Source organism: Capnocytophaga gingivalis (genome assembly GCF_002302415.1).
GTDB classification, from domain to species: Bacteria; Bacteroidota; Bacteroidia; order Flavobacteriales; family Flavobacteriaceae; genus Capnocytophaga; species Capnocytophaga gingivalis.
On sequence record NZ_CP022386.1, the window covers coordinates 1665136 to 1679230 of the forward strand.

General features: G+C 42.8%; 16 protein-coding genes. 9 read left to right on the top strand and 7 right to left on the bottom strand.

From position 1 onward, the window contains the following. Positions 1-37 precede the first annotated feature (37 nt). The 6 genes from atpE to CGC50_RS07885 all read left to right on the top strand — a co-directional run bounded on the left by atpE (position 38) and on the right by CGC50_RS07885 (position 4215). The gene (gene atpE / locus CGC50_RS07860; RefSeq protein ID WP_002665912.1) at positions 38-238 is read left to right on the top strand and encodes an ATP synthase F0 subunit C; all 201 of its coding nucleotides are present in this window, start codon (positions 38-40) and stop codon (positions 236-238) included. Between the two features lie 98 nt (positions 239-336). Continuing rightward, a complete protein-coding gene (locus CGC50_RS07865; protein ID WP_095910379.1) occupies positions 337-828 on the top strand; it encodes a F0F1 ATP synthase subunit B in 492 nt (163 codons plus the stop codon). Beyond that, a complete protein-coding gene (gene atpH / locus CGC50_RS07870; RefSeq protein WP_002665905.1) occupies positions 825-1373 on the top strand; it encodes an ATP synthase F1 subunit delta in 549 nt (182 codons plus the stop codon). The genes CGC50_RS07865 and atpH overlap by 4 nt, the downstream gene beginning before the upstream one ends. 117 nt (positions 1374-1490) lie before the next feature. Further along, positions 1491-2651, top strand: coding sequence for an MFS transporter (locus tag CGC50_RS07875; protein WP_232781218.1), 1161 nt, complete (start codon positions 1491-1493; stop codon positions 2649-2651). Between the two features lie 167 nt (positions 2652-2818). Then, entirely contained in the window at positions 2819-3190 is a 372-nt protein-coding gene (locus CGC50_RS07880; RefSeq protein ID WP_232781070.1) for a hypothetical protein, read from the top strand. 131 nt (positions 3191-3321) lie between these two features. Next, the gene (locus CGC50_RS07885; protein ID WP_095910380.1) at positions 3322-4215 is read left to right on the top strand and encodes a hypothetical protein; all 894 of its coding nucleotides are present in this window, start codon (positions 3322-3324) and stop codon (positions 4213-4215) included. An 85-nt stretch (positions 4216-4300) separates the two neighbouring features. On the opposite strand, the gene CGC50_RS07890 is transcribed toward CGC50_RS07885, so the two are convergent. Continuing rightward, the gene (locus CGC50_RS07890) at positions 4301-5080 is read right to left on the bottom strand and encodes a class I SAM-dependent methyltransferase (RefSeq protein WP_095910381.1); all 780 of its coding nucleotides are present in this window, start codon (positions 5078-5080) and stop codon (positions 4301-4303) included. A gap of 262 nt (positions 5081-5342) precedes the next feature. Between CGC50_RS07890 and CGC50_RS07895 the strand changes: the two genes are divergently transcribed. From CGC50_RS07895 to CGC50_RS07905, 3 genes are all read left to right on the top strand, one after another. After that, on the top strand, positions 5343-6479 hold the full coding sequence (locus tag CGC50_RS07895) for a trans-sulfuration enzyme family protein (RefSeq protein WP_095910382.1): 1137 nt from the start codon (positions 5343-5345) through the stop codon (positions 6477-6479). A 108-nt stretch (positions 6480-6587) separates the two neighbouring features. Further along, positions 6588-7412, top strand: coding sequence for a thymidylate synthase (locus CGC50_RS07900; RefSeq protein ID WP_095910383.1), 825 nt, complete (start codon positions 6588-6590; stop codon positions 7410-7412). Between the two features lie 20 nt (positions 7413-7432). Then, a complete protein-coding gene (locus CGC50_RS07905) occupies positions 7433-8215 on the top strand; it encodes a DUF2695 domain-containing protein (RefSeq protein ID WP_095910384.1) in 783 nt (260 codons plus the stop codon). Between the two features lie 184 nt (positions 8216-8399). Here the strand turns inward: CGC50_RS07905 and dprA are convergent, their stop codons facing one another. From dprA to CGC50_RS07935, 6 genes are all read right to left on the bottom strand, one after another. After that, positions 8400-9515, bottom strand: coding sequence for a DNA-processing protein DprA (dprA, locus tag CGC50_RS07910; protein ID WP_095910385.1), 1116 nt, complete (start codon positions 9513-9515; stop codon positions 8400-8402). Between the two features lie 6 nt (positions 9516-9521). Beyond that, a complete protein-coding gene (purB, locus tag CGC50_RS07915; protein WP_095910386.1) occupies positions 9522-10871 on the bottom strand; it encodes an adenylosuccinate lyase in 1350 nt (449 codons plus the stop codon). Positions 10872-10938: 67 nt separating this feature from the next. Beyond that, positions 10939-11757: a ZIP family metal transporter gene (locus tag CGC50_RS07920; RefSeq protein ID WP_095910387.1), complete on the bottom strand. Its 819-nt coding sequence runs from the start codon at positions 11755-11757 to the stop codon at positions 10939-10941. A 199-nt stretch (positions 11758-11956) separates the two neighbouring features. Next, positions 11957-12697 carry a 23S rRNA (guanosine(2251)-2'-O)-methyltransferase RlmB gene (gene rlmB, locus CGC50_RS07925; protein ID WP_095910388.1) on the bottom strand — a complete coding sequence of 247 codons (741 nt, stop codon included), beginning with the start codon at positions 12695-12697 and terminating at the stop codon, positions 11957-11959. A 7-nt stretch (positions 12698-12704) separates the two neighbouring features. Next, entirely contained in the window at positions 12705-13076 is a 372-nt protein-coding gene (locus tag CGC50_RS07930) for a hypothetical protein (protein ID WP_095910389.1), read from the bottom strand. A 13-nt stretch (positions 13077-13089) separates the two neighbouring features. Further along, positions 13090-14079, bottom strand: a complete 990-nt coding sequence (locus tag CGC50_RS07935; RefSeq protein ID WP_095910390.1) for a pseudouridine synthase — start codon at positions 14077-14079, stop codon at positions 13090-13092. Between the last annotated feature and the right edge of the window lie 16 nt (positions 14080-14095).

Sequence of the window (14095 nt, forward strand, 5' to 3'; positions counted from 1 at the left end):
AATTGTATCTATTAACACTTTTAAATAATTTAAAATTATGGTATTAGCAGGAATTGGAGCTGGTATTGCAGCTCTTGCAGCAGGAATTGGTATTGGTAGAATTGGTTCTTCCGCTATGGAAGGAATTGCACGCCAGCCAGAAGCAGCTTCTAAAATACAAGGAGCGATGATTATTGCTGCCGCACTTATCGAAGGGGTAGCCCTCTTTGCTGTGGTTGTTGCCTTGGTAGCAAAATAAGTTGCGAAAAAAGTATACCGTTCTGTAACGGTTGGTTGCAGAACGGTTCTTATCTTAAAAAACTCAAAAAAGTCATTACAACAGAAAAATAAAAATACATGAATTTCATCCATCCCGAAAGTCTTAGTTTTTGGACACTGATTGTCTTTGTTTGCTTATTACTTTTGCTTCGTGCTTTTGCATGGAAGCCTATTCTCAAAGCCCTGAAAGAACGTGAGGATTCTATCAATCATGCCTTGGAAGCAGCCGATGAGGCTAAGAAAGAAATGGCAAACCTGAAGGCCGATAACGAAAAACTCTTAACTGAGGCTCGCCAAGAGCGTGAGGCTATTCTTAAGGAAGCCCGCGAGATAAAAGAGCGTTTGATTTCTCAAGCTAAGGAAGAAGCACATGCAGAAGGGCTTAAGATTATTTCTCAAGCAAAGGCAACAATAGAAGGAGAAAAGAAAATGGCTATCGCTGAAATGAAGGAACAAATAGCCTCTCTCTCTTTGGATATTACTAAGAAAGTTCTTACTAAAGAGCTTGCTTCAGAAGTAAGACAAGAAAAACTTGTAGAAGATTTGTTGAACGAAATTACTATCAAATGATACACTCTACCAAAGTAGCCAAACGATATGCTAAAGCACTCTTGGACTATGCCATAGAGAACCAAAAAGAAGAACTTCTCTTCGGAGAAATCTCTTCTGTGGTGGAGGTGATTCATGAAAATCCTGATCTCAAAGCACTATTGCATTCACCAATTGTCAAAACAGAAGTCAAACAGCGGGTATTACAAGAAATCTTCGCTGAGCATATCTCTGAATTGCAGGTACTCTTTACTATTCTTTTTCAAAATAAAAGAATATCGGATTTGTATGCTATCGCTCGTGAATTTGTAGAGCAATATAACGAATATAAAGAAAAGATAGTCATTCACCTTACCACTGCTGTGGAGGCTTCTGATAAGCTCAAAGAAGAGTTTGTAGCCAAGGCAGTTGCACTGAGTGGAAAGCGAAACATCTCATTGGAGAACAAGATAGATCCTTCTATCATAGGAGGCTTCATTCTTCGTATTAATGACTTGCAATACAATGCGAGTATCTCTTATAAGCTACAGGCTATACAAGAGCAATTCAAGGAGAATGTTTTTTAACATAGTTTATTGATATACAAGGAGATTATTCTTTTTGAGTAATCTCCTTATTTTTTTCTTGTATTTCTCACAAAATTTGTACTTTTGCACCCTCTTAAAAAATTCGATATTATGAATATGAAAATGATACGACAGCTTTTCCCTTTGGCTATAGGAGGGGTTGCCTTAGGAAGTACAGAATTTATCCCTATGGGACTTATGCGAACCATGGGAGGAGACCTGCACCTTTCGGATGATCAAGTAGGGAATTTTATTGCTGCTTATGCAATAGGGGTCGTGGTAGGGGCTCCTACCTTGGTAGGACTTAGTACTCGTTTTCAGCCAAAGAAGGTACTGATTGCCTTTATGCTGCTTTTTACCCTTTTCAATGGACTTTTTTCTTTGATGCCTACCTACGAGACCTTATTGGTCAGTCGTTTTTGTTCAGGATTACCCCATGGAGCCTTCTTTGGAGTAGGAGCTATTGTAGCCAAGCAATTGGCTCCGAGGGAGAAAGAAGCGATGGCTATCTCGGTCATGTTTGGCGGACTTACCATTGCCAATCTGCTGGTGATACCGCTCTTTACACATTTAGGAGGAGTGATAGGATGGCGCCCAGTGGTGGGTATGATTGCTGCTTTGGGGCTAGTCACAGCTCTATGTGTGTTCTTCTTCTTGCCTAAGGTCGATTCCCAGCGAGATATGACCCTATGGAAAGAATTGCAACACTTCTTTTCGGTACCCTCTATGTTGCTCTTGGTCATTACAGCCTTGGGTTGTGGCGGACTTTTCTCTTGGCTTAGTTATATAGAGCCCTTAATGCTTGATTATGCACACCTGCCTCGTGAACAGATGCCTACAGTAATGATTGTGGTGGGGATAGGTATGGTCGTAGGTAATTTTTTCGGGGGATGGCTTACCGATAAGCTCCATTTGGTTCGGGCGAGCATCATTGTTTTTACCTCTACAATCTGTGTACTTTTGATTATCTTTTTCTTCTCGGATCAGCTTTGGCTCTCCTGGGTTTTGACCTTTGTATGTGCTATAGCGGCTATGTCCGTTGGGGCACCGCTGAATATCATGATGTTCCGTGTATCCCCACAAGCACAGATGATGGGGGCTGCCTTTATGCAAGCGGCCTTCAATCTGGCCAATACCTTAGGCGCCTATCTGGGAGGAAAACCCCTTAAGTATGGCTATACAAGCAATTATCCTGCTCTGGTAGGAGCCACAATGGCCTTGGCAGGCTTTCTTTGTGCTTTGTTCCTTTACAGGAAATACGCAAGACTTTTCAAGTGAGAGGTGAAGAAAGAAAAGTAAAAAACATATGTAATAGAAATAGTTAAGAAGGGATAGTTATAGATAATTTCTATAGCTATCCCTTATACTATTATTTTTATCTTTACAAAGTAAAAATAAAAACCCTAAAAAAGATTTGTATTTCTTTTTTTCGTATATTTGTGGCAATGAAAAAAGCAATACGTGGCATAGCTATCTTGATGAGTTTTGTTTTTCTACTCAACACCTTGCTTAGTGGGATCTACCTCTCATATTTCTTAGTAAGCAAGCGAGACTTTGTTGCTGCCTATTGTCAAAACCAAGCCCAACCTGAGCGCCATTGTGAGGGCGCTTGTAAGTTTGCTCAAGTAACTAAAGAGACTTCTGACACCCCTCTCACAGAGAAAAAAACAATATTTCTGCCTGAGAGTTTCTTTCAAGAAATACCTATACTTATTTATAGCAAAACCTTTCTGCAAAAAGTAGTTCATAGCTACTTCTATCTTTTTTCCTTATCCCAAGGGGTAGGGAATACCTTGCTCAGACCACCACAAGAATAATGAAGCGAGGAGAGTGACGCTAAGTAGTGTCATCACTCGTAGGGACGAATCGCAATTCGCTCCCCCCTGTGGGGCATGTCCCCTTTTAATTACTATCAAAAAATAAATTCAACGATCAAAACTAAAGAAAAATGAAAAGATTCAAATATATTACCATGGCTGCCTTAGCCATAGTCTCTGTATTGTCTTGTTCTAAAAAAGATGATGACAAGCCAACCCCACCTGTTCCACCGACTCCACCCACACAGCTTAAAACAGTAGCAGAGACGAAGGTGGATACTTATACTGTACGCCTACAGAATACCTCAGGTACTTTTGTGATGGGATACAATGATGTTACCCTCTCTGTAACTGATGCCTCAGGCAAGGAAGTAGACCTGCAAGCAGCTACCTTTACTCCTTGGATGGATATGTATAAGGGAGATGGTAAAGGAGGTTTCTCTAAAGAAATTATGCATACCCATACTTGCCCTCATACCGCTTTGGCTAAGGAAGGCAATGTATGGAAATCTCAAGTCCTATTCCAAATGATGACAGCTCCATCAGGGGTATGGTTTGGTACCATTACCTTTAAGGTAGCAGGTAAAGACTACGAATACAAGCGCTTGGACTTTGAGGTAAAACCACAGACCAATAAGGCTTTAGGAAAAGTTGGTCGCTTTAAACTTTTCTCAGAGGCTATCCCTAAGGGACAGACACACCTTTATGCTTTAGTGGCTCCTGAAAGCCCCAAAGTAGGGGAGAACGAGATTGCTTTAGGTATCTGGAAAATGGAAAACATGCAGAACTTCCCCGGAGTAACTGATTGGACAGTAGAAGTAAGTGTAAAGTCTAAGGAGGGTACAGTGGTGCTTTCTACGGCTACACTTCGTTACGAACGTGATTTCTATCGAGGTAAAGTCTTCTATCCTAAAGCCGGCGAATATACGCTTTCCTATGCCCTAAAGGATGCTCAAGGAAAGACTATACAGCCACAGGATAATGATAAAAAAGATGTTTCTATAGCTACAACAATTCAATTCTGATTTGTCAATTAGCCAATTAAGCAGTTTGCCAATGTGTCAATGGATAATTGACTCATTGGCAAATTTGTTTATAGTCTTCATTAGTTTATGGTTTTTGAGCAATAATCGCTACCGCGTCTAAGTTGTCCCGATACTTGCGGAAGCAGGCTTTCATCTTTTTTACTCGTTTTCTTATCTCGGGGAAACGTAGTAGGTTGAAGGTGATCAAGAGCATTCTAAGCCAGCCTTCATCCTGAATGATGCGACTACGCTCCAAGAGCAACATAGGGTTATGTTCTACCCTAATGATCTTAAAGCCTTGTTCTTCCAAAAGGGCTGTCCACTCGAGAGCTGTCATAGGGCGGGCATGTACACGAATGGTTTCACTTAGCTCCCTATAGATGTCTTCCTTGATTTCTTCACTAACACCATCAGGCTCTATACCCAGTTCATGTATTCCATAGTAGCCTCCACTCTTAAGGATACGAAAAGCCTCGGCTATGATGGCCTTCTTTTGCTCGAGGGGTTGCATGGTTAGCATAGCCTCGCCATATACCTTATCGGCATAAGCATCGGGGAGGGTGCTTTGAGCTGCATTGGCATTGATAATCTTTGCCTTGTCATACTTGATACGCTTGCGAGCTACAGAGGCGGCCTCTTGATTTAGATCTACTCCTGTATAGCTTTTGGGGCGATAGCCACAGGCAATATTGGCTGTAAATCCCAATCCTGGAGCGAATTCCACTATGTCATCTTCTGGAGTAATCTGAAGTTCTTTGATAAGGAACTCGGTGAGTTCTCTTCCTCCTGGGCGCAATACCCGTTTGCCCAATTTGGCAAGCATCCAGTGTCCTTGGTGCTCATTCAGTGTATTTTCTGTATTCATAAAAGTAATATTTTTTGTGGTTACAAAGATACAAAAAAGAGTTAATAATCTTTATTTATTTTGAATAAAATTTAAATTAGAATTATAGGGATAAAGTATTAAAAGAGGGATAGCTATAATTGTTCAATGTTTGAAAACTAAAATATTCTATTTTTTCAACAATTAAAATAAAAATATATTTTCATTTTGTAGTTTCATAAAAAAATTGTACTTTTGCGCCAGCTTTTTATAAAAAAACATTTATTTAAAAAAATGCTATCGTATGAAATTTGAAACCACCGCTATACATGGGATTCGCAATACGGAAGATCCTTCACAGAAGTGGAGCAGCTGTATCAATATGGCCTCTACCTTTCCGCTTAATGAGTTCGGAGTAACTCAAGAGTTTGAGTACAGTCGTGTCTCTAATCCTACTCGTAAGGAGTTCGAAACATTGATTGCCAAATTGGAGAGTGGCCGACATGGTTTTGGCTTCTCCTCAGGAATGGCAGCTACAACCTCACTTTTTACTATTTTTGAAAAGGGGGATCACTTCGTTTTTGGATTAGATATCTACGGGGGAACTTTTCGTATCATGAAGGATGTCTTTGCCAAATTCGGTTTGGAAGCGACCTATGTGGATACAACCAACTTGGACAATATTCGTAAGGCGATACGCCCCAATACCAAAGGAATCTTTATAGAAACTCCCTCCAATCCGCTCCTGGATGTGACCGATATACGGGGTACGGTAGCCATCGCCAGAGAGCATGGGCTGCTGACTATAGTGGATAATACCTTCCTCTCTCCCTACTTGCAACGCCCCTTGGAGTTGGGCGCTGATATAGTAGTGCACAGTGCCACCAAATACCTCAGTGGGCATAACGATATTATTGCGGGAGCTGTGGTAGTCAATGATGATACCTTGGCTGAGAAAATTAGTTTTGCTCAGGTGGCCATAGGAGCATTGATCTCTCCCTTCGATAGTTGGTTACTTATACGTAGTATCAAGACCCTCAAGGTACGTATGGATTATGCACAGTCCAATGCCCTCAAGCTTATAGAATTCTTACAAGGACATCCAGCTGTGGAGAAGGTCTATTACCCAACCTTGCCAAGCAATAAAGGTAAGGCTATCCAAGAGAGTCAAGCCTCGGGAGCAGGAGCTGTATTTTCTTTTGTGATGAAGGATGAGAAGAAGGTAAAGACTTTCTTCGAGGCGCTTCGTGTAGCCCTTTTTGCGGTGAGCTTAGGCGGGGTAGAGACCCTCGTTACTCACCCCAGTACCCATACTCATACTGAATTCCCAGAAGAGGAGAAAGTAGCCCGTGGGGTTACCCAAACCCTTGTACGGGTAGCAGTAGGTTTAGAGAATATAGAGGACTTAATAGCCGATTTCAACCAGGCGCTTGATAAATGATTAATGCCAACAAGGATCAATGATTAATGCTACTGATAAACATTAATCATTAGATATTAAATATTAATCATTATTTTTCTTACCTTTGCCCCCTGAAAATAATAAGAAATGCAAGCATACAAAGATCTTCTCAATCATATACTTACCTATGGGCATAGTAAGGACGACCGCACAGGCACAGGTACCATTAGTGTGTTTGGTTACCAACTCCGACATAACCTCCAAGAGGGTTTTCCCTTGCTCACCACCAAGAAGATACACCTCAAATCGGTGATTTATGAGCTCCTATGGTTCCTTCGGGGAGATACCAATATCCACTACCTCACCGAGCATGGGGTGCGTATCTGGAACGAGTGGGCAGATGAGCGAGGTGATCTTGGTCCTGTATATGGGGCACAATGGCGCAACTGGAATGGAGAGGGGATTGATCAGATTACTGAAGTACTCCATTCCCTCAAGACCAATCCTGATAGCCGCCGTATGGTGGTTTCAGCTTGGAACCCTTCGGTGATGCCCGATACCTCGGTGTCCTTTGCTGAGAATGTAGCAAATAACAAGGCCGCACTGCCTCCTTGTCATGCTCTTTTCCAGTTCTATGTCATGGAGGGGCGCCTCTCCTGTCAGCTCTACCAGCGCAGTGCCGATGCTTTCTTAGGAGTGCCGTTCAATATTGCCTCCTATGCCCTGCTTACCCAGATGATGGCGCATGTGACGGGGCTGCAATTAGGGGATTTTGTGCATTCCTTTGGAGACTTGCACATCTATAAAAATCATTTGGAGCAGGTCGAACTCCAGCTCAACCGTGAACCACGTCCGCTGCCTACCATGAAGCTCAACGAAAAGGTGACAGACCTCTTCGCTTTTGATTACTCAGATTTTATTCTTGAGGGTTATGATCCCTATCCAACCATAAAGGGAAAAGTCTCTGTGTAGTGAAAAATGAAAAGTGAAGAATGAAAATAGCAGAAAAGAAGAAATGTAAAGAAGCCCGAAAGGCGTTGGCTCAAAAAGAGTTAAACGACTTTAGGGCTTCTTTGCCTATGGAAGAAAAGTACTTCTCGGAGCTTTTTCACTATTTAGAAAAGACTCTACAGAAGACGCCCTGTGACCATTCTCTAAGAGGTACTACACATTTTCTTGTAGAAAAAAAGGTATCTGATCCAGAAAAAGTGATCACCTGGCTCGCTTCGCATGGTGGCTATTGTGATTGTGAGGTACTTTACAATGTAGAGGAGCAGTTTGACTATCTGGAGGACACCTCTTACAAAGCACCTCTTGAGCTCAATACCATAGAGAAAAATATTTTAGAGAAGAAAAAGAAAATCAATGAACTTCCACTTGAGTTTGATTTTCCGTTTTCCTCAGTTCCTGCCCCGTGGAAATTGTCTCAAAAAGAAGTACAGGGAAAACCAGAGTATTTGCTCCAGTTAGGGAAAGGATTCAATGCTTGTATAGTAATGCTAAAGTTGGATTTTCCTAAGGGAAAACTCTTAGAGGAGGGTTATTTCCTCTCTCAGTGGAAAACCTTTACAGGAATGAAATCTCCTAAACAATTGGAGCAGGAAATTTTGGAAGTAGGAGCATATCAGTATATCATTGTAAAATCTAAAGAATATACCCCTGTTATTATTTTTGTACTTTCTAAAGAAAATAAGCGAGGATACTTAGTGGTACAGACAGCACTCACTCGCTATAAAAATGACCTAAAGGAGATAGAGCGGTTGCTTAGGGGGTAAAAAATAAAAGAGAGCTTGCGCCCTCTTTTACCAATTCTAACCACAAAATCTAATATATGAAAAACAATTTATTTCCCCTTTGTTTTCGGGTGCAAAATTACGACATTTTTCGCTCACAGCAATAGTTTTGTATTGTATTTTTCTATAAGATAATAGATAAAAACTATATTGGAAAGAATGCCCATTATTGCTTATTTACCATTACAAACATTTTCCCAGGCAGGGGTCTTACTATGCCTTTCATTTCCATTTGGAAGAGCAGGTTGGAGAGTTTGTATACAGGGAGGGAGCATTCTCGAGCTAAGTCGTCCAAGGTCTGCTTGCCATTTTCTCTTAGGTAGGCGGCTACTTTCTCTTCTTCAGGGGTGAGCTCTACGAAGAGTTCAGGGGTGATCACCTTAGGGGTTTTCTTTTCTACTTCCCAACCCATGTAATAGACCAAGTCGGCAGCCGAGGTGATAAGTCGTGCTTTGTCTGTCTTGATGAGCTTGTTGCATCCTTGACTATAGGTGTCATCGGCACGACCAGGAATGGCAAAGACCTCTCGGTCATAGGAGAAAGCCATATCGGCAGTGACCAGACTACCTCCCTTCAGGGCAGATTCTATCACAACAGTAGCGTCGGAAAGACCTGCTATGATACGGTTTCTTCCAATAAAATTCTTCCTATCGAAGGAGCTTTGGTGCCAAAATTCGGTAATGAAGCCTCCATAGGCTTCTACCTCTTTTGTATACTTCTTATGAGAGGCAGGATAGATGATGTCCAATCCATGAGCTAAACAAGCGATAGTCTGTAACCCATTGTCCATAGCAGCCTTATGAGCAGCAATATCTACTCCATAGGCAAAACCACTGATGATAACCAAGTCCTCCAAGGGAGAGAGCTCCTCGACAAACTTTTCACAGAAGGCCTTTCCGTAAGTGGTTATCTGTCGTGTGCCTACGATACTGAGTGTTTTCTTGTTCTTCAGGTCAATATTCCCTCTGGAAAAGAAAATAATAGGGGCATCAATGATTTGTTTGAGATTGGCAGGATAATCGGCATCAAAGAATGTGTGATAGCTCAAGTGATTATCCTGAATATATTGCCATTCCTTTTCGGCAGCTACGCGGTGTATAGGGTCGAAAAGGTGTTGTAGGATAGTGCTTCCTATACGTTCTATATGGGCGATTTTGTGTTTTTTCTCCTTGTAGATAGCTGCAGGACTTCCGCAGTGAGCAATGAGTTTTTTGGCGGTAATATCGCCTATATTAGGGGTGTGCTGTAGCGCCAGTAGGGCGAGAATATCTTCTTCGGTCATGGCAGATTAGTAATCAAGATAATCACCGCCGGTATAGTTCTCTGGAGTAATCGCCTTGAGCGTTGCCTTGAGCGAATCACTTATAGCGAGGGTATCTACAAAATCGTGGAGGGTCTGCTCGTTGATTTTCTGGTTGGTACGAGTGAGTCCCTTTAGAGCTTCATACGGATTGGGGTATCCCTCACGGCGCAGTATAGTCTGTATAGCCTCGGCTACTACTGCCCAGTTGTCCTGAAGGTCAGCGTGGAGCTTGTCTGGATTGAGAATAAGCTTATCCAACCCCTTGAGCGTGGAACTTGTCGCGATGAGGGTATGGGCAAAGGGAACGCCTATATTGCGCAAAACAGTGCTATCGGTAAGGTCGCGCTGTAGGCGGGAGATAGGGAGCTTGGCGGAAAGGTGTTCCAAGAGGGCATTGGCAATCCCCAAGTTGCCTTCTGAGTTCTCAAAGTCGATCGGATTTACCTTATGGGGCATAGCGGAAGAGCCTACTTCACCTTCTTTGATACGCTGTTTGAAGTAATCCATGGAGATATAAGTCCATATATCTCGGTTAAAGTCTATCAGTATGGTATTGATACGCTTTACAAGGTCAAAGAGAGCCGCTAAGTGGTCATAGTGTTCTATCTGGGTAGTAGGGAAGGAGTGGTGTAGGCCTAAGATATCCTCCACAAAGTGCTTTCCGAAACTTCTCCACTGGATCTGAGGATAGGCTACTTTGTGAGCGTTGTAGTTGCCTGTAGCTCCGCCAAACTTGGCCGCATGCTTGAGCGTGGAGAAGTACTGGAGCTGCTCCACAAGGCGCACTGTGAAAACCTTCATTTCCTTTCCTAAGCGAGTAGGAGAGGCAGGCTGCCCATGGGTACGTGCCAGCATAGGGATATCCTTCCATTCCCGAGCAAGGGTTTCTATCTTCTGGATAAGGATTTTTATTTCAGGGAGATATACATTCTCGATAGCTTCTTTCAGAGAAAGGGGGATAGCGGTGTTGTTGATATCCTGTGAGGTAAGGCCAAAATGGATAAACTCCTTATAGGGATGAAGACCTAAGCGGTCGAACTGTTGCTTTAGGAAGTACTCTACGGCCTTTACATCATGGTTGGTGATACGCTCTATCTCCTTGATGGCAAGGGCATCTGCTTGAGAAAACTCTCTATAGATAGCTCGTAGGGAGGGGAAGATACTCTTGTCAGCTCCCATAAGCTGTGGCAGAGGTAGTTCACACAAGGCAATAAAGTATTCTATTTCCACTCGTAGGCGGTACTGGATTAGGGCTTGTTCGGAGAAATAAGCCTGTAGGGCGGTAGTTTTTGAGGCATAGCGCCCATCAATAGGAGAGATGGCTGTCAAAGACATAGGTTGCGTTTTAGAAAACGCAAATATACCATTTTTTTTCCATAGAGGAAAGTCTTTTTTACTTTTTCTATCCCAAGGCTACATCCATGACCATCATCACTACAAAGCCTATAAGAAAGCCAATAGTGGAAATATCTGTATTGCGGCTCTGTTGAGATTCAGGAATGGTCTCTTCCACCACTACATAGATCATAGCACCAGCTGCAAAGGACAACGCATAGGGGAGTATGGGGGTAAAGAAAACCACAGCAAAGGCACCCAATACCCCAGCAATGGGTTCTACTATGGCTGAAAGCTGTCCATAAAAAAAGCTTTTCCAGCGGCTGACCCCCATACGGCGCAAAGGCATCGAGACAGCCACTCCCTCAGGGAAATTCTGTAAGCCTATCCCTATAGCCAAGGTCACCGCTCCAGCGATGGAGGCTTCAGGAATCCCTGCGGCTACCCCTCCAAAGAGTACCCCAACGGCCAGCCCCTCTGGAATATTGTGTAGGGTGATAGCCAATACCAATAGCGTAGTGCGTTGCCAAGAGGATTTTACACCTTCTGTTTGTTTGAAATTAGGATGGAAGTGGGGAAGAATCCTGTCCAAAGTATAGATAAAGAGAGAGCCGCCTAAGAAGCCTATCACGGTAGGAAGTACTTTTTCAAAGCGTTCTCCCTTACTCATATCAATAGCAGGAATCAGTAAGCTCCATACACTGGCAGCAACCATCACTCCTCCAGTGAAGCCCAGCATACCATCCATGACCAACTTATTGCTGCTCTTAAAGAAAAAGACTAAAGCCGCCCCCAAGGCGGTAACGCCCCAAGTAAAGAGAGTCGCATACAAAGCCGCTAATATAGGATTGATGCTGCTCAAATATTCTATAATTGAAGAAACCATTTTTAGTTTTGAATTGTTAGTTTTCAGTTATTTAGGATAAAGGATTTTTAGGGATCTTTCCTTCCTCCTTTTTAGGCTGCAAAATTACATATAAAAATTCAAAAACAAAAATATTTTTTTAGAGAAATCTAAATTCAAAAGAAGACATGGAAAAAATGGTTAGAATGATCCCCCTTGAAGGGGAGATATTAATCATTGATCATTGACCATTAAGTCGTTGTCTTACCACTTCATATAGGAAAGCGCCACAAGCCACCGATACATTGAGGGAGGAAATCTCTCCTTGTATAGGCAATTTGGCTCTTTCATCCAAGACCTTAAGTACTCCCTTGCTGATGCCTGTATCCTCTGCTCCCATGACAATAGCCAAAGGTTCGGTAAGGTTCAGCTGGTAGAGTAGGGAAGAAGCCTTCTCGGTAGCCCCTATGACCTTGATACCACTACCCTGTAAGTAGTAGATGGTATCGATCAGGTTGTCCACCTTACACAAAGGGATATTGAAGATAGCTCCTGCGGAGGTCTTTACCATATCTTCTCCTATGGAGGCACTTCCCTGTTTGGGAAGGATAATACCACTGACTCCAGTACACTCGGCTGTGCGGATAATAGCTCCTATGTTGCGCACATCGCTCAGATGGTCAAGAATAAGCAATAGGGGAACCTTCCCGCTCTCTATGGTAGAGAGAATGAGTTCTTCCAAAGGAACAAACTCCACTGGGGAGAGTAGCGCTACCACTCCTTGGTGATTCCCTCGTGTAAGCCGTTGGAGCTTCTCCACAGGTACATAAGAACAAGGGAGCTTCTGTTGGCTTATCAGAGTGTTGAGCTCGTTGAAAAGGACACCGGAGAGACCTTTTTGGATAAAAATCTTATCAATGGTCTTGCCGGCTTCTATGGCCTCTATGACAGGGCGTAGTCCGAAAATCTGTGTGTTCTTCATAGGTCGATTAGTCACGCATATTGACAATGCTATCCACTATATATACAGTATTCCCTCTCCATGGCAATGCATTGTGGTATTCTCTGTAATGAAGTTCAAAGTGCTTGCCACTATTTACTTCTAACTGCTGAAAAATTTTCTTACTTTCTATAGAAAACTCAAACTCATTGCTCTGCATGCCATTCCCTGTTTTGGTCTTGGCAAAACCTTCCTGGATGAGCTTGCCTTCGTAGGTCTTGAACAGATCCCCTTTGTATACAGCATAGTTGAGGTATCCAGACTTCACACCTTCGGCAAAGACAAAGTAATAACGCATATAGATCCACCCTCCCAGTACGAGTAGTAAGAGAGGAAGACCAATTAGTAAAGTTTTTTTCATTTTATTCATAATGTTAAAGACTAAGATTTTTTAAATTGATAATCTCCTGTGCAGTAAGGGTTCTCCAGTGTCCACGAGGGAGATCTTTTTTGGTAAGTCCAGCGAAGGCTACACGGTCGAGTTTCTCTACCACATAGCCCAAGGATTCGAAGATACGGCGCACGATACGATTGCGACCGCTGTGTATCTTTACCCCAATCTCATTGTGGGGAGCTCCATCTACGAAGTTGATATCATCCACTTGGATAAAACCATCCTCAAGAGTAAGTCCTTCTTGGATCTTGTGGAAGTCTGCCAGAGCGAGTTTTTTGTCCAAGATCACATGGTATATCTTGCGTACTCCATGAGAAGGGTGGGTGAGCTTTTTCATCAGGTCACCATCATTGGTTAGCAGGAGCAATCCTGTGGTGAGTCTGTCGAGCCTACCTACTGGTTTTATATTTCCCTGGGCAGCACCTGCAACTAAGTCCATTACAGTCTTGCGACCTTTTTCGTCCTGAGTTGTGGTGATAAAGCCTTTAGGCTTGTTCAGTAGGATGTACTCCTTCTTCTCGGCAGAGATATTCTTTCCGTCGAACTTAACCACATCGGTAGGCTGTACCCTATACCCCAGCTCAGTCATAGGCTTGCCATTGACCTCTACATTGCCAGCGGCTATGTAGCGATCGGCTTCTCGGCGGGCACAGATTCCCGCATTAGCAATATACTTATTCAGCCTAATACCTTTGCTCTGGTCGGTGGCATTGGGTTTAGGCGTATTTCTCTTATAGGGAGCACGAGTAGTGGGGCTATATTCCGCAGATTTCTCCTTGTTATAGGAAGGTTTTTCTTTTTTGTAAGGAGTCTTTTCCCTACCAGTAGTAGACTTTTTCCTATCAGAAGAAAAATTCTCCTTACCAGAAGAAGTCTTCCTTTTTTGATTGGAGGTATTTTCTTTGCTGTCAAAGCGTTTTCCTTTGGTAGAGGAGTGTTTTCCTTGGGGTTTTTTAGGTGATGATTGCATCAGGTGAAAATTTTGT